Below are 23,778 nucleotides of genomic sequence, written 5' to 3'. Positions count from 1 at the left end.
AATGGACGCTATACAGCATAGGCATTATTTCTTACTTATTAGGCAGGGTTGATGGGCTTTAGCCGTTTTTATATTTGATAAAATTACTATAAAAACCCACTTAGCAAGCTGCTAAGTGGGTTTTTTGTTCGCATATAAATTCTTAATAATGGAGAAGCGCTGAAAAATTTACATGAATTTTAAAATGAGCCAAACATCGTTCCTAAGATAATAATAATGGTTACCGCTACTAATGGGATTATGATGGTGACCATGGCCAAGTTCAAATAAGATTGCTTGTGTGTTAAACCACAGATTGCCAGTAAGGTAATGACAGCGCCACTATGAGGGAGCGTGTCCAAACCACCTGCTGCCATGACAGCCACACGGTGCATCAGCTCAGGGTCAATACCTGCATTGACCGCCATTCTGAGGTAATCTTCTCCCAAAGTCGACAGAGCAATACTCAAACCACCAGAGGATGAGCCCGTGATACCAGCCAGCGTGGTCATCGCAACCGCCTCTGAGATAAGTGGATTATCTGGCGTCAAATTAAGGATACTATCACGAATGATAATAAAACCTGCCAATGAGGCAATGACGGCACCATAGCCCACTTCCGAGGCAGTATTAAAAATAGGTAGCATGGAATCATAAGTACCACGGTTGATGGTTTTTTGTAGGTTGTTCCAATGCCCGATACGTAGCAGAATCAATACCACACAAGCTACGATCAAGGAGATAATAATCGACCATAATCCGAGTGAACCTGCGATATTCAAGTCTGGGAACTGGGTTTGTAGAGGGGTAAAATCCATCGACGGGAAAACCGCATACGTCAATAAGGCGTTTAGGGCGATAACCAGCACCAGTGGAATCATGGCAACGATAAATGACGTGTGCTGAGTAGTTAATGCTTCAGTTTTTTTAACTTCTTTTGTACTACTGCCAAGACTGCCTGTGTCTTCCTCATCATGCTGACCGTAGCCTTCACCTGCCGCATTGGCTTTTCTAGCGCGAGTCTGCAACCATAACCAGCCGCCAATAAACATAATAGTACCGCCGATGATGCCCAGTACAGGCGCAGCGAATACGTTGGTATTATAGTAAGGAATCGGAATAGCGTTTTGAATGGCAGGCGTGCCGGGCAATGCCGTCATGGTAAAGGTAAAAGAGCCCAAAGCAATGGCTGCTGGAATCAAGCGTTTAGGTATATCGGCGGCTTTGAATAGATCTTTGGCAATAGGATAGATAGCAAACGCTACGACAAATAATGACACACCGCCGTAGGTCAAAATCGCACAAACTAAAATAACGGCTAAAATGGCCTTACTGGCACCAAGCTTCTCAACCACTGTATTGGCAATAGCTGTGGCTGCGCCAGAGTCTGCCATCAAACGCCCAAATAGCGCTCCCAGCAAGAAAATCGGGAAAAATTTGAGCAAAAATCCACTCAGTGCGCTCATAAAGACGTCGGTATAGGCAGGAATACTACTTAAAAAATCCCCTGACAGTAATACCGCTAGTACCGCCATAATCGGTGCTAAAATCAACACTGAGTAACCGCGGTACGCGAAGAACATCAATAATAATAAAGTAATGACAATAGCAAATGTGCTAAACATAATCGCCCTCCTTGGCAAAGTTAAAGCATTGAGAAGGCAAAGCCTATGATCACAAGTCAACAGAATGGATAATAACAGACGGATTCACTGTGTATTGCTAAATAGCAATCTAGACTGATACGATGTTGACCTACCATATACTGAGCACTTCCTTTAGCTCGGACACCTGCAATCTTATTTTCTAGTCGCTGCGGGAATAATATGGTAAGTTAGCATAAATATTCAATACATGATATATCGATATAAAGTGTATTAATATAATGTTAAGTATGGATAAAACTATGAATTGAGTATTGATAAAATTATTAGAAGTAACGGAAGAAAGCAAAAATCAATGATGATTGAGCAGCCTCAATAACAAAGAATAGACTTGCAAGGAGATAAGCATGAGTCAACCAAAAGTATATAGCAGTGCTAAAGAAGCGTTAAAAGATGTCGTAAGTAGTGGTCAAACGCTTGCTATTGGCGGCTTTGGTCTGTGCGGTATTCCCGAAGTATTGATTGAAGCACTGCGTGATAGTGGTGTAAAGGATTTAACCTGTATCAGTAATAACGCAGGTGTCGATGAGTTTGGTTTGGGATTGTTATTACAAACCCGTCAGATCAAAAAAATGATCTCCTCTTATGTTGGTGAAAATAAAGAATTTGAGCGTCAATACTTAGCAGGGGAGCTTGTGGTAGAGTTGACACCGCAGGGCACATTGGCTGAAAAACTTCGTTCGGGCGGTGCGGGTATTCCTGCATTTTATACGGCAACTGGCGTGGGCACTCTTGTGGCTGAAGGTAAAGAGACGCGTGATTTTGATGGTCGCACCTATGTTCTTGAGCATTCATTACGTGCGGATGTGGCACTCATCAAAGCGCAAAAAGCAGACAAAGCGGGTAACCTCATATTTAATAAGACCGCTCGTAACTTTAATCCAGATTGTGCGATGGCAGGTAAAATTACCATTGTTGAAGTAGAAGAGATCGTAGAGGTTGGTACCTTTGATCCTGATGAGATTCATTTGCCAGGTATATTTGTGCAACGTATCGTATTGAACAGTACGCCTGAAAAGCGCATTGAAAAAACCACGACCAAAGCAGTCGAAGGCGGTTAGCGTTCTTAAAGTTATCGGGTAGTACATTAAAATATTGCTAAATTAATAATATAACATTGTAATAATAAGGAAGTTAACATGGCATGGACAAGAGAGCAGATGGCACAGCGTGCCGCAAAAGAGCTAAAAGACGGTTATTATGTCAATTTAGGAATTGGTCTACCAACGCTTGTGGCCAATTATATTCCTGAAGATGTGGATGTATGGTTACAGTCAGAAAATGGTCTGCTAGGAATTGGCGAGTTTCCAACCTTAGAGAACGTCGATGCTGATTTGATTAATGCTGGCAAACAAACCGTCACTGCAAAATCAGGGGCCAGTTATTTTAGTAGCTCAGAATCGTTTGCGATGATTCGAGGGGGTCATGTCAATCTTGCAATACTAGGAGCTATGGAGGTCTCAGAGCAAGGCGATCTTGCTAACTGGATGATTCCTAAAAAAATGGTCAAAGGCATGGGCGGCGCTATGGACCTGGTCGCTGGCGTACAGCGAGTGATCGTACTGATGGAACAGGTCAATAAACACGGCGATCCAAAGATTCTTGCCAACTGTGAGCTACCACTGACTGGCAAAGGTGTGGTTGACCGTATCATCACTGAGCTTGCGGTACTAGATGTCACAGAAAACGGCCTAAAGCTGGTTGAATTGGCAGACGGTGTTAGCTTTGATGAGTTGCAAGAAAAAACCCCTGTTAGCATTGCTCAGTAGATATTTTGCTTTCAAGATTTTTACTGATTTTGATCCTATTGGACTTTATAGCTACTAGATATAGCCACTAGATTTTAGTGACTTATTTATCTGCCTACTGACGTTTATGGTTCAAATGTTATTGTTTAACAAGCTTTCATCCATTTTATTAAGGAAAATATATGGCGACCCAATTACAACAGGATTTGATGGGCAAGGTAGCTTTAGTCACTGGTGCAGCAAGCGGTATCGGGCGCGATATTGCTGATACTTACGCTCAAGCAGGGGCAGCGGTTGGCATCGCAGACATAGACGTTGATGCCGCTCAGCAGGCTGTTGATACTATCGAAGCTCGTGGTGGCAAAGCATTAGCCATCGCGATGGATGTGACGTCGGAAACTGCCGTTAACGATGGGGTGCAAAAATTGGTTGATACCTTTGGTAGTATTGATATTTTGGTCTCCAATGCAGGTATTCAAATTATTAATCCCATCCACAAAATGAGTTTTACTGACTGGAAAAAAATGCTAGATATTCATTTGGATGGCGCCTTCTTGACTACTAAAGCGGCTTTGCAACATATGTATAAAGACGACAAGGGCGGCACGGTTATTTACATGGGCTCAGTACATTCGCATGAAGCATCACTATATAAAGCACCTTATGTGACGGCCAAACATGGTTTGCTTGGACTGTGCCGTGTACTTGCAAAAGAAGGGGCTGAGCATAATGTACGTGCGCATGTCATTTGTCCAGGATTTGTCAAAACGCCTTTGGTTGAGAAGCAAATTCCGCAACAAGCAGCTGAAAAGGGGATTAGTGAAGAATCAGTCGTTAACGACATCATGCTAGTAAATACAGTCGATAAGGAATTCACGACTGTCGATGATATTGCACAACTGGCCTTGTTTTTAGCAGCGTTCCCGAGCAATGTCTTCACTGGACAATCTATTGTTGCCAGTCATGGTTGGTTTATGAATTGATACCTTGTTGATAAATGTCTGTTACTGGTGTCAAACCACAAGGTCATTCCTACTGGCGTTGTGGTTTTTTTATGTCTGCAATTAAGCTACACTGTCACGAGAAAAGGTTTGGACAAAAGGCTTGTCAGCTATATCGTTGTTAATATTAGAGTAGTGCTTGATTTGTCTTGCCATACCAACCCACTTGTATAGGTAGTAACGGTAGCTATGTTTAATTTTATGAAGAAAAAAACCAACTCAGAACCTGAAACGCCGCAACAAAAAGCAGAGCGAGATAGTGCCGTTGATAAAGTACTACTCGGTTATGAAATTGGCATGGTGAGTATCGCGACCATGGTCACAGGTCTTGAACGTAAGGGTGACCAGCTTACTTTGGATTTGCGCCTACCTCAAAACAGTCGCCCTGAAAGCATTCAACAGGAACTGGGACAACTTCTTCAACCGCATGGAATTAAGACCATACATATGAACGTACGTTTGCCTGCCCCAGAAAAAGGAGCAGGATCGACCTTACCAAAACCCATGCCAAAGACAACCAATGCCATGGATAATCAAAGCCATTCATCTGCAACCAACAATGCCAATGCTGAACCACCAATTACTAAGTCAGCACCAACACAAGCATCATTGGCGGCGCATCCACGCATACGTCATATCATTGTCGTGGCATCAGGCAAAGGCGGCGTCGGTAAATCAACCACGACCGTCAATATTGCGCTAGCATTGCAAAAACTTGGCAACCGTGTTGGTGTGCTTGATGCAGACATTTATGGGCCTAGTATGCCAACGATGTTGGGTGTAGATAGCGTAAAACCTGAGTTGGAAAATGAGCAGTTCGTCCCTGTTAATGCGCATGGCTTAGCGATGCTATCGATTGGTAGCCTGCTGGATGGTGATAATACACCTGTTGCTTGGCGCGGTCCTAAAGCGACGGGGGCCTTGATGCAGCTATACAATCAAACCAATTGGCCGCAGCTAGACTACTTGGTGATTGATATGCCGCCAGGAACAGGTGATATTCAACTGACATTGGCGCAGCGCATTCCAGTGACAGGTGCTGTGATTGTCACAACGCCCCAGCATGTTGCGCTACTCGATGCGCAAAAAGGCATTGAGATGTTTAACAAAACAAATATTCCTGTGCTTGGCGTGGTTGAGAATATGGCTCTACATACCTGTAGCAACTGCAATCATACCGAAGCCATCTTTGGTACAGGTGGTGGCGAACGAATCGCTGAGCAGTATCAGGTGCCTTTATTGGGGCAGTTGCCGCTCGCTAGTGGCATTCGTGCCCAAGTGGATAAAGGGGAGCCGAGTGTATTGGCTGACGATGAATTTGCGTCATATTATGTGAACATCGCTAAAAATATTGAAACCAATATTGATAAATTTGCCAAGCCCGTTGATGACAAGCGAATTTTTTGAGGTTTGAAACGCTTAATTAAAAAATACGTTTATACAGAAAACTGTTTTATAAGGTCATAAGGTTTTAAGTCATTGCGACCCTATAAATTGAGTCATCAATTCCGTATAATCGTCGCTACTAAATATTTGCTAAGGAATAACAATGTCTATCAAATCTGACCGCTGGATTCGTAAAATGGCCGAAGAGCACGGCATGATTGAGCCATATGAACCAGGTCAAGTACGTTTTAATGATGATGGCGAACGTTTGGTGAGTTACGGCACTTCAAGCTATGGTTATGACGTGCGCTGTGCCCCTGAATTCAAAGTATTTACCAACGTTCATTCAGTTGTCGTTGACCCTAAAAACTTTGATGAAAAAAGCTTTATAGATATTGTGGGTGACGAGTGTATTATCCCGCCTAACTCGTTTGCGCTAGCACGTACGATGGAGTATTTCCGTATTCCACGCGACGTATTAACTATTTGTCTCGGCAAATCAACGTACGCGCGCTGCGGTATCATCGTCAACGTCACGCCGCTTGAGCCTGAGTGGGAAGGACACGTCACCTTAGAGTTTAGCAACACAACCAATTTACCAGCGCGTATTTATGCGGGGGAAGGCGTAGCACAAATGTTGTTCTTCCAAAGTGATGCTGACGATGTGTGCGAGACGAGTTACAAAGATCGTGGTGGTAAGTATCAAGGTCAGCGCGGTGTGACGTTACCTAGAACGTAATGGATACATTGATGTCTTAATTCATTTACAGGTTTTAATTTGTTTAAAGACACAAGAAAAAAGCCAGCCATATCAAATATGGCTGGCTTTTTTCTTATAGGGAACTGATTATTTTAGAACTTTTAAACCAGCTTTATTATCACGCTTAGGTTTAGGAGCGGCAGTCGTCTTTTTAGAAGTCGTTACTGACTCTTCTTCAGGCTGATAGTTTTCGTATTCATTCGGGTCAAAAAACATACCTTGCGAATTTTCTTTTGCATAAATGCCCATGACTGCTGTGAGTGGCACCCAAATCTCTTGTGATACACCGCCAAAGCGAGCACTAAAATTGATATAGTCATTTTCCATACTCATGTTACCAGTGGCACGGCTGGCAATATTTAGTACGATACGACCATCTTGCACATGCTCTGTTGGAATCTGTACGTTCTCAGCAGTGGCATCGACCATTAAGTACGGGGTAAGATCATTATCTTCTATCCATTGATATAGCGCGCGCACCATATAGGGACGGGTTGGAGTAATAGAGGTAATTTCGCTCATTGTTTGGCTTCCTATATTGATTGCATTAAATGATTACGGTTGAAGTAATGGTTTCAGTTTTGCGTTAATTTACCAAGGATTCATATTCTTTATTGTTTTTTATTTTAAGGCAGTGATGTCTAACTGTCTAATCAGCGCACACTTTTTTGAAAACTATCTCGCTCAAAAACCCGTTTCTGATACTCAAATAACGGACGACTAATAGCACGTGGCAATTCAATCTCCATCTCTTCGAGTCGCCATAATAAAGGGGCTAGCAAAACATCGCACCAACCAAACTCATCCGCCATAAAATAAGATTTATGAGCGAACAAAGGTGATAGGGTAATTAAAGAATCACTTAATTGTTTTTTAGCCATCGCTGCCTGCGCTTTATTGAAGCTATCCGGATGCGTCAGTAAGCGTTTACCAAGTGATAGCCAATCACGCTGAATGCGCCAAGCCAGCTGCCGGAACTGCGCGCGCTCTTGTGGTGTTTCAGGTAATAACTTATTTGTGTGGTAACGTTCTTCAAGATACTCAAAAATGACGTTAATTTCGTAGAGTGCAATTTCGCGCTGCTGCAAGACAGGCAAAGTATGATAAGGATTGAGCTCGGTTAAGTCTTCAGGACGCTCAGAGTGCAGGCGTGATAAATAGTAAGCAAGCTTTTTTTCTTCAAGTAATAGGCGTACCACATGACTGTCGTAGCCGTCATCAGCGTATAAAATTAGCTGACTGCTTGGTATGTCATTCGCATCAATCATGAAAGCCTAATGTTAGTAGTAAAGCCTGTCATCGTAAACAAAGTCGCCTTATTTATCAAGGTAACGTACGTAAACATTGCTTGTCAGCCCCTTATTTATCTACTTCTTTTATAAGATACGTGTTATTCAGGCACAAAAAAGGCACTACCAATGTAGTGCCCAATCTTATCTATAACATCTATATATTCAATATTTAGTTATTTTACGTCTTTCCAGAATTCTTTATTCAATAAGTAGACTGGGATTAGTAAAACAAGTAAGAATAAAATAACAAAGAAACCAATCACTTGACGGTCATGACGTGCTGGCTCTGCCATCCATGCCATAAAGTTAACTAAGTCACCAACCTCGCTTTGAAACTCTTCGGCACTCAACTGCTCTTGCATATTGTGTAATACATGAGGCATTGCTGCATTTTGTAGCACTAAGTTATTAGCGCCCCAAGGACGGCTTGGATCTTCATAAAACGAGAGTAGGTAAGTATATACCCAGTCATCACCACGCAGTCTCGTCTCCAATGATAAATCTGGAGGCGCTGCGCCAAACCATGATGCCTGTACTTCAGGATCAATCTCAGCGTCGATATGGTCACCAATTTGATCGGTCGTTACCATCAGGTACTTCTCGACCAGCTCTGGCGGTATCTCTAAGTCTTTAGCAATACGAGAGTGACGAACATACTTGGCTGAGTGACAACCCGCACAGTAGTTCATAAAAGTTTTCGCACCGTTTTGTAATGAGCCCTTATTGGTAAAATCAATAGGGGCTGTGCTACAAGCTAAATGCTCTTCAACACCTTCAGCGTTCACGAATGTACCACATCCGTGACCACCAGCTGCCAGTGCCGTACCAGCAGTCAAGGTCAATGTCGCGCCTAAGCCTAGACCAGCTAAGGATTTAATTAGCGTGCTCATCAGTGACCTCCGGTAACGCGTTCTGGTGGCTGTTTACACTTCTCAATGGCAGTGTAGAACGGCATCAATAAGAAGAACAAGAAATATAGAATAGTAAACACGCGAGCCATGATAGTAGCTGTTGGTGTTGCAGGCGTTGCACCTAAGTAGCCCAAGACGATAAAGCTAATGGCAAAGATAGTAAGTGCAATTTTAGATAAAATACCTTTATAACGCATCGAGCGTACAGGTGATCTATCAAGCCAAGGTATTAAGAATAATACAGCAATAGCAGCACCCATGGCGATAACACCGCCAAGCTTATCTGGAACCGCACGCAAGATGGCATAGAAGGGCGTGTAGTACCATACTGGTGCAATATGCGCTGGTGTTTTCAGGGAGTTGGCCGTCTCAAAGTTTGGTGGCTCAAGGAAGAAGCCGCCGCCTTCTGGGAAGAAGAATACCACTGCAAAGAAACAGATAAAGAAGACTACGATACCAACCATATCATGCACAGTGTAGTACGGGTGGAACTCAATACCGTCTAATGGCACACCGTTTTTGTCTTTTAGCTTCTTGATATCGATACCATCAGGATTGTTTGAACCCACATGGTGTAGCGCCACAATATGCATAAACACCAAGCCCACCAATACTAATGGGATAGCAACCACATGTAGAGCAAAAAAGCGGTTTAGGGTAATGCCTGAAATAATATAGTCACCACGTACCCACTCAGCAAGACCGTCACCAATGACTGGTAGCGCTGCAGGAAGGTTCAAAATAACCTGTGCACCCCAAAATGACATGTTGCCCCAAGGGAGTAGGTATCCAAAGAAACCTTCTGCCATAAGCGCTAAGTAAATACCCATACCGATGAGCCAAATAAGCTCACGAGGTTTTTGGTATGAGCCGTATAGTAGCGCTCTAAACATATGCAAATACACTACGACGAAAAACGCAGAGGCGCCTGTCGAGTGCATATAGCGGATTAGCCAGCCGCCTTTTACATCACGCATGATATATTCAACAGACGCAAATGCTCCTTCGGCACTTGGGTTGTACATCATCGTAAGCCATATACCGGTCACCAATTGGTTGACCAATACAATCATCGATAGCACGCCGAAAAAGTACCAAAAGTTAAAGTTCTTTGGTGCATAGTACTTTGACATATGGTATTCATAGGTTTCTGTCGCTGGAAAACGCGCGTCCACCCAGTGCATTAACTTTTTACCCATACTCATATTAAGCCTCCCCAACCGTCAAAATGGTACCATCCATACCATATTCTGGGACGGGTAAATTAAGCGGTGCAGGAACGCCACTATATACGCGGCCTGCTAAGTCATATTTTGACCCATGACACGGACAGAAAAATCCGCCATACCAATCGTTACCACCTAAATCCACCGCGCCCACATCAGGACGGTAGTTCGGTGCACAACCCAAATGCGTACAAACGCCTTCAACAACCAATACGGTTGGATCCAAAGAGCGAGTAGGATTTTTGCAGTATTCAGGCTGTAAAGACGCATCAGACTCAGGATCGGACAGTAAAGGTTTAACTGATTCTAGTCCTGCGACCATATCTTCGGTGCGTTTAACCACATAAATAGGTTTGCCACGGTATTTGACAACGATCATTTGTCCTGCTTCGATAGAACCAATATCTTGGGTCACTGCAGCCCCTGCAGCCTCAGCTTTAGCACTTGGATACCAAGAGCGGACAAAAGGGGTTGCCACAGCAGCTACCCCAGCTGCACCAATTGCGGCAGTCGAGGCAATAAGAACTCTACGGCGTTGTACATTAACGCCTTCGGCTTGGCTCATTAATACTTCCTCCAGGTGAATGAAATGGGATTACCCCACACTGGGTTTGTGGCTTAGAAAATATACAATATCAAGCCACTTTAGCTGTGCCTAATCTTGCTAATTGTTGCTATTCTAAGCTATTTCGGTGATAAAATAAATTATTGCGTTAAAAATAAAGCAACCTTTATAGGACATATTATAAGGTTGAATATGATGACCAGCATAAAATGATTAACATTATCAATGTCTAGCATCTATTTTTTTACTAGGGATTGTAAATGTGATGACCTTATAATTAATAAGGATATTTAGTAATAGCGCATGATACTTGAAATTGCGGTAATGTTCACTAACTTTCAGTATCTAAACAGATTGTAACTGCTCTATAAACGAATAATCACCACTTTATCCAATAAAGTGGTGATTAATTTACGACCTTTGAGTGTTTATTGATGCAAAAATGAGAAACGTATAGTCAGTCTTTCTAAAGGGATAATAGGCCATACATTGCTATTAGCTCTCAAGCGTACTCCAGCGTTCAAGCTTATTCATCATTTCTTCTTCGATAACCAGTAAGCGTTCACTAGCAGCAGTGGCTGCTTCAATATCTTGTGTAAACCATGAGCCGTCCGCCAGCTTTTTTTCTAACTGGCTTTGCTCTGCTTCTAAGGCCGCAATCTCTTTGGGTAAATTATCAAGTTCACGTTGTTCATTATAGTTGAGCTTTTTGATGGCTTTTGCTGGTTTTGCTGTTACTGTCGACTTATTAGCCGCTTTGGTATTAGTACCATTATTGACTGGTACTCTGGCAGCACGAGCAGCTTCTTCGCGGCCTTTTTGTATCAGATACTCTTGATAACCACCAACATATTCTTTAACAATGCCTTTACCATCTTCATCCTGATCAAACACCCAGGTAGACGTGACGACATTGTCCATGAATGAGCGATCATGACTGATAAGTAAGATAGTACCGTTAAAGCTACTGACTGATTCTTCTAATAGTTCGAGAGTGGCCATATCCAAATCGTTGGTAGGCTCATCTAGTACCAAAATATTAGCAGGCTTTAATAGCTGCTTGGCCAATAGTACACGATTACGCTCACCGCCTGATAGCGCTTTTACTGGGGTACGAGCGCGCTCTGGTGCAAATAAGAAGTCTTGTAAGTAACTCATGATATGCGTCTTACGACCACCAACCTCGACAAAATCAGAACCTTCTGAAACATTTTGCGCTACGCTGGCTTCAAGGTCTAGCTGGTCACGCAATTGATCGAAAAATGCAATTTGTAAATTGGTACCAAGCTCAACATTGCCTGTTTTGGTTACTTCAGCATCAGACATATCGAGTAGGGCTTTAATTAATGTGGTTTTACCCGCACCGTTAGGACCGACAATACCAATTTTATCACCACGCATAACCGTCGTACTAAAGTTGTCAACCAAGACATTACCATCGTATTCGAGGTGCAGGTTTTTAACTTTACAAACCAGCTTACCGCTTTTCTCGCCTTCATCCATCGTGATATTGACGTTACCAACTTGCTCACGTCGACCACTGCGCTCTTCACGTAATGCTTTTAGTTCGCGTACGCGGCCCTCATTACGAGTGCGGCGCGCTTTGATACCTTGGCGAATCCAAACTTCTTCTTGCGCCAGTTTTTTGTCAAAGTTGGCATTGTTCTTTTCTTCAGCCAATAATTGCAGCTCTTTTAGCTCTTGATAGCGAGCATAACCTTTGGCACCTTGGGTGACGTCATAGCTGGTCAATTGACCACGGTCAAGCTCGACAATACGAGTAGCCAATTTATTAACGAAGGCTCTATCATGAGTTACAAACAATAGCGTCAAACCTTGCCAATCAAGCAAGAAACGCTCTAACCACTCAATGCTCTCAACGTCCAAATGGTTGGTTGGCTCATCCAGTAACAATACATCAGGTTTGGTGACCAAAGATCTGGCGAGTAGGACGCGGCGCTTACGACCACCGGAGAGTGATGACAAATCGTCTTCTGGATCCAATCCCATCGTTGTAATCAGACGTCTAGCATCACGCTCTAAGTCCCAGCCATGCACCGCATCGATGTCATGTTGTAGCGTTGCCATATGCTCACAAGCATCCATGTCACCATTGGCACAGAGATCAACTTGTTTATTATAATTAATCAACAAGTCAGCAGTGCGGCGACTGCCACCCATGACGATATCTAAAATACGTCCACTCGTTTCAGGGACATCTTGTTCTAGCATAGCAACACGCATGCTGCTATTGGTAATAATCTCACCGCTATCAGGCTGCAATGAGCCATTAATCAGTTTAAATAACGTAGACTTGCCTTCGCCATTGCGGCCAATCAAACACACACGCTCACCTGCATTAATAGCAAAATCAATGCCATCAAGAACTGGGGCGACGCCGAATGCTAAGTGAATATCTTTTAAATGTATCAGTGCCATAGAGTATCTTAAGCTTATATAATAGAGAAGTAGGGGTTGTTGCAAAATTGCTAGCAGTATAACATGCCACCACGTGACTGTAGTGAGCGTAAATGGTTTTATAAGTACTATTTATAACTTTTACGGCAAGCTATTATGTTATGGCCATTAATCAATATTTAGTGCCACTATTCATTGATTGCTAATCCTTGTTATTAGCCAATAAATCTTGCCTTATTTATCACAATTTAGAGAACAATATGAACCAATCTAATACTCAAAATGACGCCTCTATTGCACCCCATGAATGGCAAACACAGCAAGTTATTGACCTACAAATGAGCATGGCACATCTTGAGCTGACAGTAGAGAGGCTTGACGCAGTCATTGCAAGACAAGACAAGGATATTCAAACGCTCCAAAGACAGCTACAACTTATTTATAAACAAGTTGAAAGTCAGGATACAGAAGGTGGCATAGCACCTTTCGATGTAATGGCAGACAAGCCACCGCATTATTAATATTCATAAAAGAGTCATGTACATTAAAATAAATAAAAACTATAAGCTTATTTTTAGACAAGTGTAACGTCCAGTGACTGTTTGGTCATAATAGAGAAATAAGGTGTTTTTATAGTTGTTTTCATGTTCGAATATCTTTAATATCGCTCATCTCGGATACTGCTTGCCTAATGAAAATGGTTTTAGTAGTAAAACAATGCGGATGTTTGGAGATATACAATGCGGGCGAATTTTCACTTAAAAACTCTTACAGTAGCGGTTGCTACCCTTTCTGTTATTAGCGTTGCTAACGCTGCTGGCCTTGATCGTTCAGGCCAAGACATCACCGCATTCTTACAAGATGGCACTTATGCCGAAGCTGTCTATACCTATATCGATGCTGATGTTACAGGTCATGACAATGCGTATGTTGGTTCGGATAAAAATGCTTACCAGAAAGGTGATAAAATTGGTGATATTGCAGAGTCTTATGACTTTTTCCGTTATGGCGTAAAAGCAGATATCAACGATACATTTAGCGTCGGCATTTTATATGACGAGCCGTTTGGCGCTGCCGCAGATTATAGTGGTGATAATAATTTTGTGGCGAGAGGTGATCTTGACGCTTCTGTTAATGCTATTTCGAACGGTAATGCTACTAGTGTAGCAGATGCGGGAATAAAAATTGATGGATTGACTGCAGGTGCAAGACAAGCAGGTATAGCCGCAGCAAACTTTGCAGCACAGGCACAAACTGCTACTACTCCGCAAGCAGCAGCACAATTTGCACAACAGGCTCAAGCAGCCCAAGCTCAAGCCCAAACTTTGGCTAGTCAGGCTCAATCTCTTGGAGCCGCTGTAGAAGCTGCACGTGCAGAGGCAGCGACTACTGGCGAAGGCACGAACGTTGAAGTTCGTACGCACAATATCACTGGTATCTTGGGTGCCAAACTTGGTCAAAGTAAAAACTTCCAAATATATGGCGGTCCTGTTGCTCAGCGTATCGAAGCAGATGTGAAACTTCGTGGTATTGCTTATGGTCCAGCAACTGGCTATACAGCACATATTAGCCCTGATCAAGACTATGGTTGGTTAGCTGGTGTTGCCTATAGCAAGCCTGAAATTGCCCTTAAAGCTGCTCTAACATATCGCTCTGAAATTGATCACAGTGCAAGTATCAGTGAAACCTACCCTTTGGTTGCTGCATTAGGTGGTAATCCTACACAAGGCAGTGTGCTTGAGATAACTACGCCTAAATCGGTCAATTTTGACTTTCAAACAGGCATTAACCCAACGACGTTAGCAACTGCAAAGGTTCGCTGGGTGCCTTGGGGTGATTTTGCTATCGTTCCACCGCTTTATAATGAAGTTAGTAAGCGTTCTACTAATGATGATAAAGGGTTACCCTTAGTTGACTATGATGATGATCAGTGGCAGGTAGAGCTAGGTCTTGCCAAGCGCTTGACGCCAGCATTTGCTGTAACTGGCACAGTTGGTTGGGATAGTGGTGCAGGCAATCCTGTCACTTCATTAGGACCTATTGAAGGTTACTATAGTGCTGGTCTTGGCGCAAAATATAACCTTACCGAAAACTGGGCAGTATCAGCTGGTGGTAAATACTTGTGGTTCGGTGATGCCAAAGGACAGATTCCAAATAAAACTATAGTTAGTAACTTCGAAGATAATGATGGTTTCATCCTTGGTGCAAAGATTTCTTATCAAGCAAAATAACGTATAAAAGAGTTGTACTGTTGAAGTCTTTAATAATGAAGTAAGAGCGATCCTTAATGGGTCGCTTTTTTATTGAGTCCTTGATATATAAAACTTTATTTTAATTATCAATCTAAAATTAATGACTCCCGTTTCTCCAACATTATAGTAATCAAAAATGTGTATTCATGAATAAGAATCTGTATGTTGTTTATATTTTATATGTACTGTTCAGTCATATTTGAGAAATAAAGTGCTTTAATTGTTGTCTTAGTGTCAAAAAGGCATTAGTATTCAACTTAGGACACTACTTTAATCATCGAAATACCACGCATAGGAATGCTAAGTATTGATGATTAAAGTATTAAAACAACGAGGACGTTTGGAGATACACAATGCGCACTACCTTTCATTTAAAAACCCTTGCAGTAGCAATTGCCACACTTTCTGTTGCTAGTGTAACCAATGCTGCTGGTCTTGATCGTTCAGGGCAAGACGTCACCGCTTTCTTACAAGATGGAACGTATGCAGAAGCCGTTTATACTTATATTGATGCTGATGTGAGTGGTAAAGATAGCGCTAATAACGTCCCTAGCAATAATACCTATGTTGAAGGTAATGATACTGGTGATATCGCCGAAGCTTATGACTTTTTCCGTTATGGTGTAAAGACCGATATCAATGATACTTTTAGTGTTGGTGTCTTGTACGATGAGCCTTTTGGTGCGGCTGCTGAGTATAAAGGTGATAGCAACTTTGTTTCAAAGGGTGACATTAATGCATCTATAACACAGTTAACTGGTGGACGGTTTAATGCGTTAACTGTTGGCGATGAAATTACTAGACAGACTGGAATTGCACAGTCTCCAACAAGTACTCCTGCTGAGAGAGCAGCTGCAGCTGCAACTGCTACAAATCTTAGCACTGCAGTAGCAGCAGCTCGAGCAGAAGCAGCCACTGCAGGCGAAAATACCAACGTAGAAGTCCGTAGTGAAAGTTTAACGGGTATTCTCGGTATGAAATTCGGCGCCAATAAAGAATTTCAAGTATATGGTGGTCCAGTTGCCCAGCGTATCAGAGCCGATGTGAAGTTACGTGGTTTGGCTTATGGTCCTGCTACTGGCTATACGTCAACCAGTAATCCTGATATGGATTATGGTTATATTGCAGGTATCTCTTATAGCAAACCAGAAATTGCCTTAAAAGCCGCTCTGACTTATCGTTCTGAGATTGATCACGATATTGATATCGCTGAAAACTATCCGTTACTAGCCGTTAGAGCACTAGCAGCAGGTGCCACCCCAGCACAGGCAGCAGAAGCAGCAAATCGGAAAAGTAATTATGAGGTTACAACACCTCAATCAGTTAATTTAGATTTTCAGACAGGTATCAATCCAACGACATTAGCTACTGCAAAAGTTCGCTGGGTACCATGGAGCGACTTCTCTATTACGCCGCCACTATATAATGAAGTTAGTAAATTGAATCCTTTATATAGTGAGAATGGCTTAAACTTGGTTGATTACGATGACGATCAGTGGATGGTAGAGCTGGGTTTGGCCAAACGTGTTGCACCAGCACTTGCTATTAGTGGTACGGTTGGTTGGGACAGCGGAGCAGGTGATCCAACGACTTCTTTAGGACCTATTGACGGCTATTATAGTGTTGGTCTTGGTGCCAAATATAATGTCACTGAAAATTGGGCGGTATCGGCAGGTGGTAAATACTTATGGTTCGGTGATGCCAAAGGTCGTTTACCAACGGGTAAGATTGTTGGAGATTTCCAAGACAATGATGGTTATATCTTAGGTTTGAAACTTTCTTATCAAGATATCAAATAGTACCCATGTTTAGCAGTACTACTAGATAGAAAAGCGATCCGTGATGGGTCGCTTTTTTTATGAAAATTATTAATAAATTGTCTATATAGAACGGACCGAAAAAAAACCAATCATAAAGTTTCTAGACACCTATATGGCTTGTTTACTCTCTAAAATTTGGGTCACATGATTACGCAGGTTGTTTGGTTATAAAGAGATATTGTATTTATAGAAATCACTCAGTGAATAGATATAAATAGTGATCAAAAATAACTTCTAAAAGTATTCATGGAATTAATAGTGCGACAAATCTTTTGATTTGAAATATGAGTGCCATAGTCTAATCTCAAACATGAGTCTTTAGACAAAGATAGTTTTTATCACATCAGCTGTAATGGCTCACATTGTCGGATGAACAGTTACTCATAAAAAAACCTCGCCAATGTTGGCGAGGTTTTTTTTAGTGATAAAGTACTTTATCGATTTATTTGTTCAAATTGAGTTCCATTTCTTTATACTTCGCAGCCACTGAAGGTCTTGGACCACCAGTCATGATACTAACTGCAAAGATTGCAATGGTACTTAAAATAAAGCCTGGAACGATAGCAAATAACCAGCTATTCAATGCCATACCGTTTACTTGGAAAGGACCATAGATCCATAGAATAACAGTCAAGGCACCAATAACCATGCCAGCCACCGCACCATTACGGTTCATACCGCGCCATGTCAGACTGAAAATCACCAACGGTCCAAACGCGGCACCGAATCCTGCCCAAGCATTAGAAACTAAATCTAGTACTGAGCTGTCTGGGTCAGAAGCTAGGAAAATAGAAGCAAGAGCGACGGCCACAACTGAGATACGGCCGACCAATACTTGACGAGCTTCAGGTGCATCTTTATCAAAGAATAGTTTATACACATCTTTGGTCAATGAGCTTGACACCACGAGTAGCTGCGATGAGATAGTACTCATAATCGCTGCCAAGATTGCAGCTAATAAGAAGCCTGAAACCAGTGGTGTGAATAAAAACTGGGTGAATACTAAAAAGATGGTCTCTGGATCATCTAATGTCATGGCTGTTTTTTGCACATAGGCACGGCCTGCAAAACCTGTCATTAATGCACCAACAAGGCTGATAATCATCCAGCTCATACCGATGTTACGCGCCGTAGGAATGTCTTTTACTGAACGAATAGCCATAAAGCGAACAATAATATGTGGTTGACCAAAATAGCCTAAGCCCCATGCCAATAGTGAAATAATACTAATGATAGTCATTCCACTAGTAATATTAAGCATACTTGGATCAATAGTTCTGACTGCTTCAGTTGTCGCTGATATACCACCAAGATCTGTAAATGCAACGATAGGTACGATGACCATTGCGAATAACATGATGACCCCTTGCACAAAGTCAGTCATTGACACGGCTAAGAAACCACCAAATAACGTGTAAGCGACAACCACACCAGCGGTTACCCATAGACCTGTGCTATACGATAAATTGAGTGAGCTTTCAAATAGTTTACCACCGCCTACTAAACTTGCAGCTGTGTAAACGGTAAAGAATAAGATAATAACCAATGCAGAAATGACACGCAGCATGTGCGATTTATCTTCGAAACGATTAGCAAAATAATCTGGTAGGGTAATGGCATTATCAGCAACCTCGGTATAAACACGAAGTCGCGGTGCCACGATAAGATAGTTTAAAAAAGCACCCAGCGTCAGGCCAAGCGCAATCCATATACTGACCACACCATCTGCATACATGTAACCTGGCAGACCAAGCAATAACCAACCTGACATATCAGAGGCACCAGCAGAGAGTGCAGTGACCGCTGGCCCTAAGTTACGTCCCCCTAATAGGTAACCTTCCGTATCATTGGCTTGCTTAAAATAAGCGTAAATGCCAATCCCAATCATTAATAAGAAATAGGCGCCAAGTGATATTAGTACGCCACTAGAAACTCCGTTCATATAAATTGTCCTTAACCAATATTATTGGCTGTAATTATTTATAACTGTCAAATTTAATCTCAAAAGCGATGTTTCAAACAATATTTAAAAACAAAAAAAGCCATTAAGTAGGACATAATGGCTTCTCTCAGTATTTGCTGTTAGTTTTATATGATTGGTAGTTTCTAGAGCGACTATTCAAATCATAAAGAAGGAGCAACGGGAATTTCGTATCCCCTATATTTACTTTGGTTGCTCGTTTTACTATTGATTTGTAGATAGTAGCCGCCTATAAAACCAATCATTTAAAACCACTAAACCTACTGTTAACCATCATATCTTACTCGAAGTATTCAATATATGACTATCAGTGCTCTTATGGTAAATTTTTGTTGGAAAACAACGTCAATTGCATTATAACGTATGACTATCACAAATGCGAACAGCTTATTTTATAAATTGAATATAATAAGTATATACGCCTCACTATTCAATAGGAGCAAGTAAGTCTAATAAGGCAGTAACGCTGCTAGATGGCGTTAATTTTGGGTTGATTACGACGCCTAAGTAACGCTGTAATTCAATATTATCCGCCATATCAATACGTTCCAAATCTTGGCTAATCATAGTTTGTGGCAGTACTGACCAACCAAGACCGACAGAAACCAACATGCGAATAGACTCAAGTGGATTGGTGCTCATGGTGGCATAAGGCTTGAGATTGTGCTTTGCAAATTCAGCCAAAGTGATCTGACTGGTAAACGTGTTGGCCGATGGTAAAATAGCAGGATAGCGTGCCAATTGCTCCAAAGTGACATTAGACTTGGTGGCTAAAGGTGACAGTGTGCCTGTCATAAAGTACAGAGGGTCAGACCATAATGTATGATAGCTCAAACGCTTATCATAAACAGGAGGTAACGTGACGAAGGCTAGGGACAAATCGCCATCCAGTACCGCTTTGTGAGCTTTCTCTGAATCAACAAAGTGTACTTCTAATTGTACCGCTGGGTAGGTTTGAATAAAGTGCTTAAGTACAGGAGCTAAATGATGCAAACCAATGTGATGACTGGTACCGATGACCAATTTACCAGAGACAATGTGCTGAGAGTGTTGCAAGTTGATTTTAAAATTTTCATAATCTTCTAACCAACGCTTGGCATGAGGTAGCATTTCGCTAGCAGCTTGGGTCGGCACGATCCCTCGTCCAACTGTGTCAAACAAAGTAATGTTGAATTCGTCTTCCAGATTTTTGATACGCTTACTGACAGCAGGCTGTGTGATGAACAGCTTTTCTGCTGCGCCCGAGATACTGCCTGTATGCATGACAGTAACAAATGTCGTTAAGTTTGTGGTGTTCAAGCGAATGTCCTTAGCTATGTAGCGAACTATAAATAAAAGTTAACTGACTTAATCACAGTATATTAGAAATAAAAGTTTGCATCTGGTTAAAAATCATCAATTATTATTATAGGATTAGCCTGCTATAATCACAAGACATCAAGGCGTATTGTGGCATATTTATTGTAGCAACTCAGAAATTTGGCTTATAAAGCAAGTCTCAATGCCCCAATATGGTAATAAATACAAGATAGACATGCTATTTGAACACGCACTTTGCCTGCTACTATTATATGGGCGAGTGAAATATTCAATGATTAGTAACCAATAAAGGATAAGAACATGGCCGGTCAAACGTTATACGATAAACTTTGGAGCGCTCACGAGATCACCAAACGTGACGATGGTTCAAGCCTGATTTATATTGACCGCCATTTGCTGCATGAAGTGACAAGCCCGCAAGCATTTGAAGGGTTGGAGTTGGCAAATAGAGCGCCATGGCGCTTGTCTGCCAATATCGCAAGCCCTGATCATAATGTGCCAACAGTATCTAAAGAGCGCCTAGAAGGGGTGTCTGGTATTAAAGACAAAGTATCACGCTTGCAAGTGGTTACATTGGATGACAATTGTACCAAGTTTGATATTGCTGAATTTACTATCAATGATGCTCGTCAAGGTATCCTACATGTAGTGGGTCCTGAGCAGGGCTTGGTACTGCCAGGTATGACAGTAGTATGCGGCGACTCGCATACAGCGACACATGGCGCACTTGGTTGTTTGGCTCATGGTATTGGCACGTCAGAAGTTGAGCATGTGCTGGCCACGCAGTGTTTGATTCAAAAGAAATCAAAAAATATGCAAATTCGCGTCACTGGTACGCTTGGTGCTGGTGTGACATCAAAAGATGTGGTATTAGCCATTATTGCTAAAATTGGTACGGCAGGTGGTACAGGATATGCGATTGAATTTGCAGGACAAGTGTTTGAAGACATGAGTATGGAAGGTCGCATGACTGTCTGTAACATGGCGATTGAAGCAGGTGCTCGTGTGGGTATGGTCGCTGTTGATGATGTCACCATTGATTATGTTAAAGGTCGTCCATATGCGCCAAAAGAATCACAATGGCAGCAAGCTGAAGCTTACTGGCGTACCTTGTATTCAGATGACGACGCGGTATTTGATACTGTGGTTGAAATTGACGGTAGCCAGATAGCACCGCAAGTATCGTGGGGAACCTCGCCTGAAATGGTTGTCGATATCACGCAATCAGTACCAACACCTGATCAAGCGGTTGATGAAGCGCAAGAAGAGGGTTGGTTACGTGCCTATACCTATATGGGATTAGAAGCTGGTCAAAAAATCACAGACATTCAGCTTGATCGTATTTTTATTGGTTCATGCACCAATTCGCGTATTGAAGATTTGCGTGACGCTGCTGCAGTTATCAAAGGCCGTAAAGTTGCTGATAATATTAAAGAAGCGATCGTTGTCGCTGGCTCAGGACAAGTAAAACTACAAGCAGAAGCAGAAGGTCTTGATGCCTTGTTCACTGAAGCTGGGTTTGAGTGGCGCGAGCCGGGTTGCTCTATGTGTCTTGCCATGAATGCGGATAAGCTTGAGCCACAAGAACATTGTGCCTCTACGTCTAATCGTAACTTTGAAGGTCGTCAGGGTAATGGCGGTCGTACGCATTTGGTCAGTCCAGCAATGGCAGCAGCAGCAGCGCTCGCAGGTCACTTTGTTGACGTAAGAACGTTTTAATACTAATGGTTGATGATCGGTCGGTGTCGATAAAAGTACATTGTAGGAGAAGTAAAGACTGATTGTTTTCCAGCGGTTTAATGACTACCACGCATTAGCGACAACATAATCGATAGGATATTTTATGCAAGCTTATAACACCCAAACAGGTATCGTTTGCCCACTTGATCGCGCAAATGTCGATACCGACCAAATTATTGCAAAGCAGTTTTTGAAATCCATTAAACGGACAGGCTTTGGTGTGAATTTATTTGATGATTGGCGCTATCTGGACGAAGGCTATCCAGGTCAAGACAACAGCACACGAATCATCAATCCAGACTTTGTATTGAATAAACCACGCTATCAAGGCGCTATGATTTTGCTGGCGCGTAGAAACTTTGGCTGCGGCTCTAGTCGTGAGCATGCACCTTGGGCGTTGTCTGAGTATGGCTTTCGTACAGTCATTGCACCAAGCTTTGCTGATATTTTTTATAATAACTGCTTTAAAAACGGTATGTTACCCATTGTATTAGATGAAGCGATTGTCGATACTTTAATGAAAGCGACTTTTGCTAATGAAGGTTATGAGCTGACTGCCGATCTTGAGCGTCAGGTGGTGATCACCCCAACGGGTGAAGAGTACGCTTTTGAAGTGGACGCGTTTCGCAAGCATTGCTTGTTAAATGGTCTTGATGACATTGGTTTAACGTTACAGCAAAGCGATGCGATCAAAGATTACGAGCATAAAATGATGCAGAAAACACCTTGGATATTTAACGAGGTGCGAGCCTAAGTAGTCAGTTTCTAGCAGACAGGTAATAAAAGCTCTGAGTAGTAATAATGCAGCGTTGAGTTATAGTGATGAACTGGCTAAAATAAAGGACAGTTCTTTATTATCTCTATCACAAATAGTAGCCGCCATTATGAATAAAAAACGTTATGCGTTATGGACCAGTACAATTTTTGCCGCAACCTTATTGGTGTCTGGCTGTCAAGTATTAACTGGCTATCAAAAGATAGATGAAGCAGAAAGTGCTAGGTCATTGGTAGGCAGCATTCAACCGCTCGATGGCGAGGTAAATATTGCTTGTGCGGGTACTTATCACTGTGAAATTGTGCAGATAGATAGAACGTTGATTATTGCACCTGACACTCATGAGCCAGTCAATCCTAATATGTTGGTAACTTTACCAAATCGTAATGGTATTAAAAAAACGGCAAATGCACCGATAAATATGGACATGGCACCGCTGACCAATAAATATGCAATCAAAGTAGTGCCATTATCCGCATCAGCAATGCCGGGTTTGACCAATTATTATGCTCGAGTCATGCCTGCAAAACGCGAGGTACATGTCAATTTTTACCCAGAAAACAATGAGGGTTATGTAGAACGCTTTGCGATGATTCATGACTTTGTTGATACAGGTACTTATAAGCTGCGGGCTTATCAAAAAAAATCTGATACAAACTCTGGTAGCTTATTAGAGACTGCTTCACCTGAACCTTTATGTGTCGATCTGCTGCAAGACAATCAAGTACAGCGCCGATTCTGCAAACAACTCGACACTGAGCACCAAGGTGAGTTTGTAGAAGCGAGTGTAAGGCAAGGACTATCAGCAGTGTCGAACACTAAAAAAGCCAAAGCATAGAAGTGTGTTTAGCAATCACGTATGAACGCTCAAATAATAGTGAGCAATAATGCGTCATAACACTGTCAATTAATAAAAATTATCAATTAATAAAAACTTATT

The 23,778-nt window shown here is 42.1% G+C and carries 20 protein-coding genes; 11 read left to right on the top strand and 9 right to left on the bottom strand.

Annotated elements, in window-relative coordinates; all coding sequences use genetic code 11:
• Nucleotides 1-179 precede the first annotated feature (179 nt).
• The gene (locus FW759_RS12130) at nt 180-1,604 is read right to left on the bottom strand and encodes a GntP family permease (RefSeq protein ID WP_443509339.1); all 1,425 of its coding nucleotides are present in this window, start codon (nt 1,602-1,604) and stop codon (nt 180-182) included.
• 386 nt (nt 1,605-1,990) lie between these two features.
• On the opposite strand from FW759_RS12130, the gene FW759_RS12125 reads away from it, so the two are divergent.
• From FW759_RS12125 to dcd, 5 genes are all read left to right on the top strand, one after another.
• Nucleotides 1,991-2,704 (top strand): CoA transferase subunit A, encoded by a 714-nt coding sequence (locus FW759_RS12125; protein ID WP_446443118.1) that lies wholly within the window; start codon nt 1,991-1,993, stop codon nt 2,702-2,704.
• Between the two features lie 78 nt (nt 2,705-2,782).
• Nucleotides 2,783-3,412, top strand: coding sequence for a 3-oxoacid CoA-transferase subunit B (locus FW759_RS12120; protein WP_131392328.1), 630 nt, complete (start codon nt 2,783-2,785; stop codon nt 3,410-3,412).
• Between the two features lie 161 nt (nt 3,413-3,573).
• Nucleotides 3,574-4,374: a 3-hydroxybutyrate dehydrogenase gene (locus FW759_RS12115; RefSeq protein WP_446443117.1), complete on the top strand. Its 801-nt coding sequence runs from the start codon at nt 3,574-3,576 to the stop codon at nt 4,372-4,374.
• Between the two features lie 207 nt (nt 4,375-4,581).
• Entirely contained in the window at nt 4,582-5,799 is a 1,218-nt protein-coding gene (gene apbC, locus FW759_RS12110) for an iron-sulfur cluster carrier protein ApbC (protein WP_131392324.1), read from the top strand.
• A 142-nt stretch (nt 5,800-5,941) separates the two neighbouring features.
• Entirely contained in the window at nt 5,942-6,517 is a 576-nt protein-coding gene (gene dcd / locus FW759_RS12105; protein WP_087041241.1) for a dCTP deaminase, read from the top strand.
• A 108-nt stretch (nt 6,518-6,625) separates the two neighbouring features.
• Here dcd and FW759_RS12100 read toward each other — a convergent pair whose 3' ends face one another.
• The 6 genes from FW759_RS12100 to FW759_RS12075 form a co-directional block, all read right to left on the bottom strand.
• On the bottom strand, nt 6,626-7,060 hold the full coding sequence (locus FW759_RS12100) for a ClpXP protease specificity-enhancing factor (protein ID WP_131392322.1): 435 nt from the start codon (nt 7,058-7,060) through the stop codon (nt 6,626-6,628).
• A 131-nt stretch (nt 7,061-7,191) separates the two neighbouring features.
• A complete protein-coding gene (locus FW759_RS12095; protein ID WP_131392320.1) occupies nt 7,192-7,806 on the bottom strand; it encodes a glutathione S-transferase N-terminal domain-containing protein in 615 nt (204 codons plus the stop codon).
• A gap of 197 nt (nt 7,807-8,003) precedes the next feature.
• Complete coding sequence (locus tag FW759_RS12090) at nt 8,004-8,720, bottom strand: cytochrome c1 (RefSeq protein ID WP_062844217.1); 717 nt, start codon at nt 8,718-8,720, stop codon at nt 8,004-8,006.
• The gene (locus FW759_RS12085) at nt 8,720-9,925 is read right to left on the bottom strand and encodes a cytochrome b (RefSeq protein ID WP_208855372.1); all 1,206 of its coding nucleotides are present in this window, start codon (nt 9,923-9,925) and stop codon (nt 8,720-8,722) included. Before FW759_RS12085 ends, FW759_RS12090 begins: the two co-directional genes overlap by 1 nt.
• A 22-nt stretch (nt 9,926-9,947) precedes the next feature.
• Nucleotides 9,948-10,532, bottom strand: a complete 585-nt coding sequence (gene petA, locus FW759_RS12080; protein ID WP_062844219.1) for a ubiquinol-cytochrome c reductase iron-sulfur subunit — start codon at nt 10,530-10,532, stop codon at nt 9,948-9,950.
• A 495-nt stretch (nt 10,533-11,027) separates the two neighbouring features.
• Nucleotides 11,028-12,971 carry an ATP-binding cassette domain-containing protein gene (locus FW759_RS12075; protein WP_446443116.1) on the bottom strand — a complete coding sequence of 648 codons (1,944 nt, stop codon included), beginning with the start codon at nt 12,969-12,971 and terminating at the stop codon, nt 11,028-11,030.
• A 239-nt stretch (nt 12,972-13,210) separates the two neighbouring features.
• On the opposite strand from FW759_RS12075, the gene FW759_RS12070 reads away from it, so the two are divergent.
• The 3 genes from FW759_RS12070 to FW759_RS12060 all read left to right on the top strand — a co-directional run bounded on the left by FW759_RS12070 (nt 13,211) and on the right by FW759_RS12060 (nt 17,001).
• Nucleotides 13,211-13,471: a SlyX family protein gene (locus FW759_RS12070; RefSeq protein ID WP_446443115.1), complete on the top strand. Its 261-nt coding sequence runs from the start codon at nt 13,211-13,213 to the stop codon at nt 13,469-13,471.
• Nucleotides 13,472-13,690: 219 nt separating this feature from the next.
• Nucleotides 13,691-15,181: a hypothetical protein gene (locus FW759_RS12065; protein WP_446443114.1), complete on the top strand. Its 1,491-nt coding sequence runs from the start codon at nt 13,691-13,693 to the stop codon at nt 15,179-15,181.
• Nucleotides 15,182-15,555: 374 nt separating this feature from the next.
• Nucleotides 15,556-17,001 (top strand): outer membrane protein transport protein, encoded by a 1,446-nt coding sequence (locus tag FW759_RS12060; RefSeq protein ID WP_446443113.1) that lies wholly within the window; start codon nt 15,556-15,558, stop codon nt 16,999-17,001.
• A gap of 463 nt (nt 17,002-17,464) precedes the next feature.
• On the opposite strand, the gene putP is transcribed toward FW759_RS12060, so the two are convergent.
• Both putP and FW759_RS12050 read right to left on the bottom strand, forming a co-directional pair.
• Nucleotides 17,465-18,964 carry a sodium/proline symporter PutP gene (gene putP / locus FW759_RS12055; RefSeq protein ID WP_443528560.1) on the bottom strand — a complete coding sequence of 500 codons (1,500 nt, stop codon included), beginning with the start codon at nt 18,962-18,964 and terminating at the stop codon, nt 17,465-17,467.
• 465 nt (nt 18,965-19,429) lie between these two features.
• Nucleotides 19,430-20,302: a LysR family transcriptional regulator gene (locus tag FW759_RS12050; protein WP_062844225.1), complete on the bottom strand. Its 873-nt coding sequence runs from the start codon at nt 20,300-20,302 to the stop codon at nt 19,430-19,432.
• Between the two features lie 321 nt (nt 20,303-20,623).
• On the opposite strand from FW759_RS12050, the gene leuC reads away from it, so the two are divergent.
• The 3 genes from leuC (at nt 20,624) to FW759_RS12035 (ending at nt 23,676) form a co-directional block, all read left to right on the top strand.
• The gene (leuC, locus tag FW759_RS12045; protein ID WP_062844226.1) at nt 20,624-22,042 is read left to right on the top strand and encodes a 3-isopropylmalate dehydratase large subunit; all 1,419 of its coding nucleotides are present in this window, start codon (nt 20,624-20,626) and stop codon (nt 22,040-22,042) included.
• Nucleotides 22,043-22,166: 124 nt separating this feature from the next.
• Nucleotides 22,167-22,817, top strand: coding sequence for a 3-isopropylmalate dehydratase small subunit (gene leuD / locus FW759_RS12040; RefSeq protein WP_443528558.1), 651 nt, complete (start codon nt 22,167-22,169; stop codon nt 22,815-22,817).
• A 130-nt stretch (nt 22,818-22,947) separates the two neighbouring features.
• Nucleotides 22,948-23,676, top strand: coding sequence for a hypothetical protein (locus FW759_RS12035; RefSeq protein WP_443528556.1), 729 nt, complete (start codon nt 22,948-22,950; stop codon nt 23,674-23,676).
• The last annotated feature ends 102 nt before the right edge of the window (nt 23,677-23,778 follow it).

This window comes from Psychrobacter sp. 1176_08, from assembly GCF_052850615.1.
The sequence above is the reverse complement of the archived record's forward strand: the minus strand, read 5'-3'. Positions and strand labels throughout refer to the sequence as shown.

Bases quoted from the DNA above. Each gene is read 5' to 3' on its own strand.
- FW759_RS12065 (WP_446443114.1), top strand. From the start codon at position 13,691: ATGCGGGCGAATTTTCACTTAAAAACTCTTACAGTAGCGGTTGCTACC.
- leuD (WP_443528558.1), top strand. From the start codon at position 22,167: ATGCAAGCTTATAACACCCAAACAGGTATCGTTTGCCCACTTGATCGC.
- leuC (WP_062844226.1), top strand. From the start codon at position 20,624: ATGGCCGGTCAAACGTTATACGATAAACTTTGGAGCGCTCACGAGATC.
- FW759_RS12075 (WP_446443116.1), bottom strand. From the start codon at position 12,971: ATGGCACTGATACATTTAAAAGATATTCACTTAGCATTCGGCGTCGCC.
- putP (WP_443528560.1), bottom strand. From the start codon at position 18,964: ATGAACGGAGTTTCTAGTGGCGTACTAATATCACTTGGCGCCTATTTC.
- apbC (WP_131392324.1), top strand. From the start codon at position 4,582: ATGTTTAATTTTATGAAGAAAAAAACCAACTCAGAACCTGAAACGCCG.
- FW759_RS12125 (WP_446443118.1), top strand. From the start codon at position 1,991: ATGAGTCAACCAAAAGTATATAGCAGTGCTAAAGAAGCGTTAAAAGAT.
- FW759_RS12100 (WP_131392322.1), bottom strand. From the start codon at position 7,060: ATGAGCGAAATTACCTCTATTACTCCAACCCGTCCCTATATGGTGCGC.
- FW759_RS12090 (WP_062844217.1), bottom strand. From the start codon at position 8,720: ATGAGCACGCTAATTAAATCCTTAGCTGGTCTAGGCTTAGGCGCGACA.
- FW759_RS12115 (WP_446443117.1), top strand. From the start codon at position 3,574: ATGGCGACCCAATTACAACAGGATTTGATGGGCAAGGTAGCTTTAGTC.
- FW759_RS12060 (WP_446443113.1), top strand. From the start codon at position 15,556: ATGCGCACTACCTTTCATTTAAAAACCCTTGCAGTAGCAATTGCCACA.
- FW759_RS12130 (WP_443509339.1), bottom strand. From the start codon at position 1,604: ATGTTTAGCACATTTGCTATTGTCATTACTTTATTATTATTGATGTTC.
- petA (WP_062844219.1), bottom strand. From the start codon at position 10,532: ATGAGCCAAGCCGAAGGCGTTAATGTACAACGCCGTAGAGTTCTTATT.
- FW759_RS12035 (WP_443528556.1), top strand. From the start codon at position 22,948: ATGAATAAAAAACGTTATGCGTTATGGACCAGTACAATTTTTGCCGCA.
- FW759_RS12085 (WP_208855372.1), bottom strand. From the start codon at position 9,925: ATGCACTGGGTGGACGCGCGTTTTCCAGCGACAGAAACCTATGAATAC.
- FW759_RS12095 (WP_131392320.1), bottom strand. From the start codon at position 7,806: ATGATTGATGCGAATGACATACCAAGCAGTCAGCTAATTTTATACGCT.
- FW759_RS12070 (WP_446443115.1), top strand. From the start codon at position 13,211: ATGAACCAATCTAATACTCAAAATGACGCCTCTATTGCACCCCATGAA.
- FW759_RS12120 (WP_131392328.1), top strand. From the start codon at position 2,783: ATGGCATGGACAAGAGAGCAGATGGCACAGCGTGCCGCAAAAGAGCTA.
- dcd (WP_087041241.1), top strand. From the start codon at position 5,942: ATGTCTATCAAATCTGACCGCTGGATTCGTAAAATGGCCGAAGAGCAC.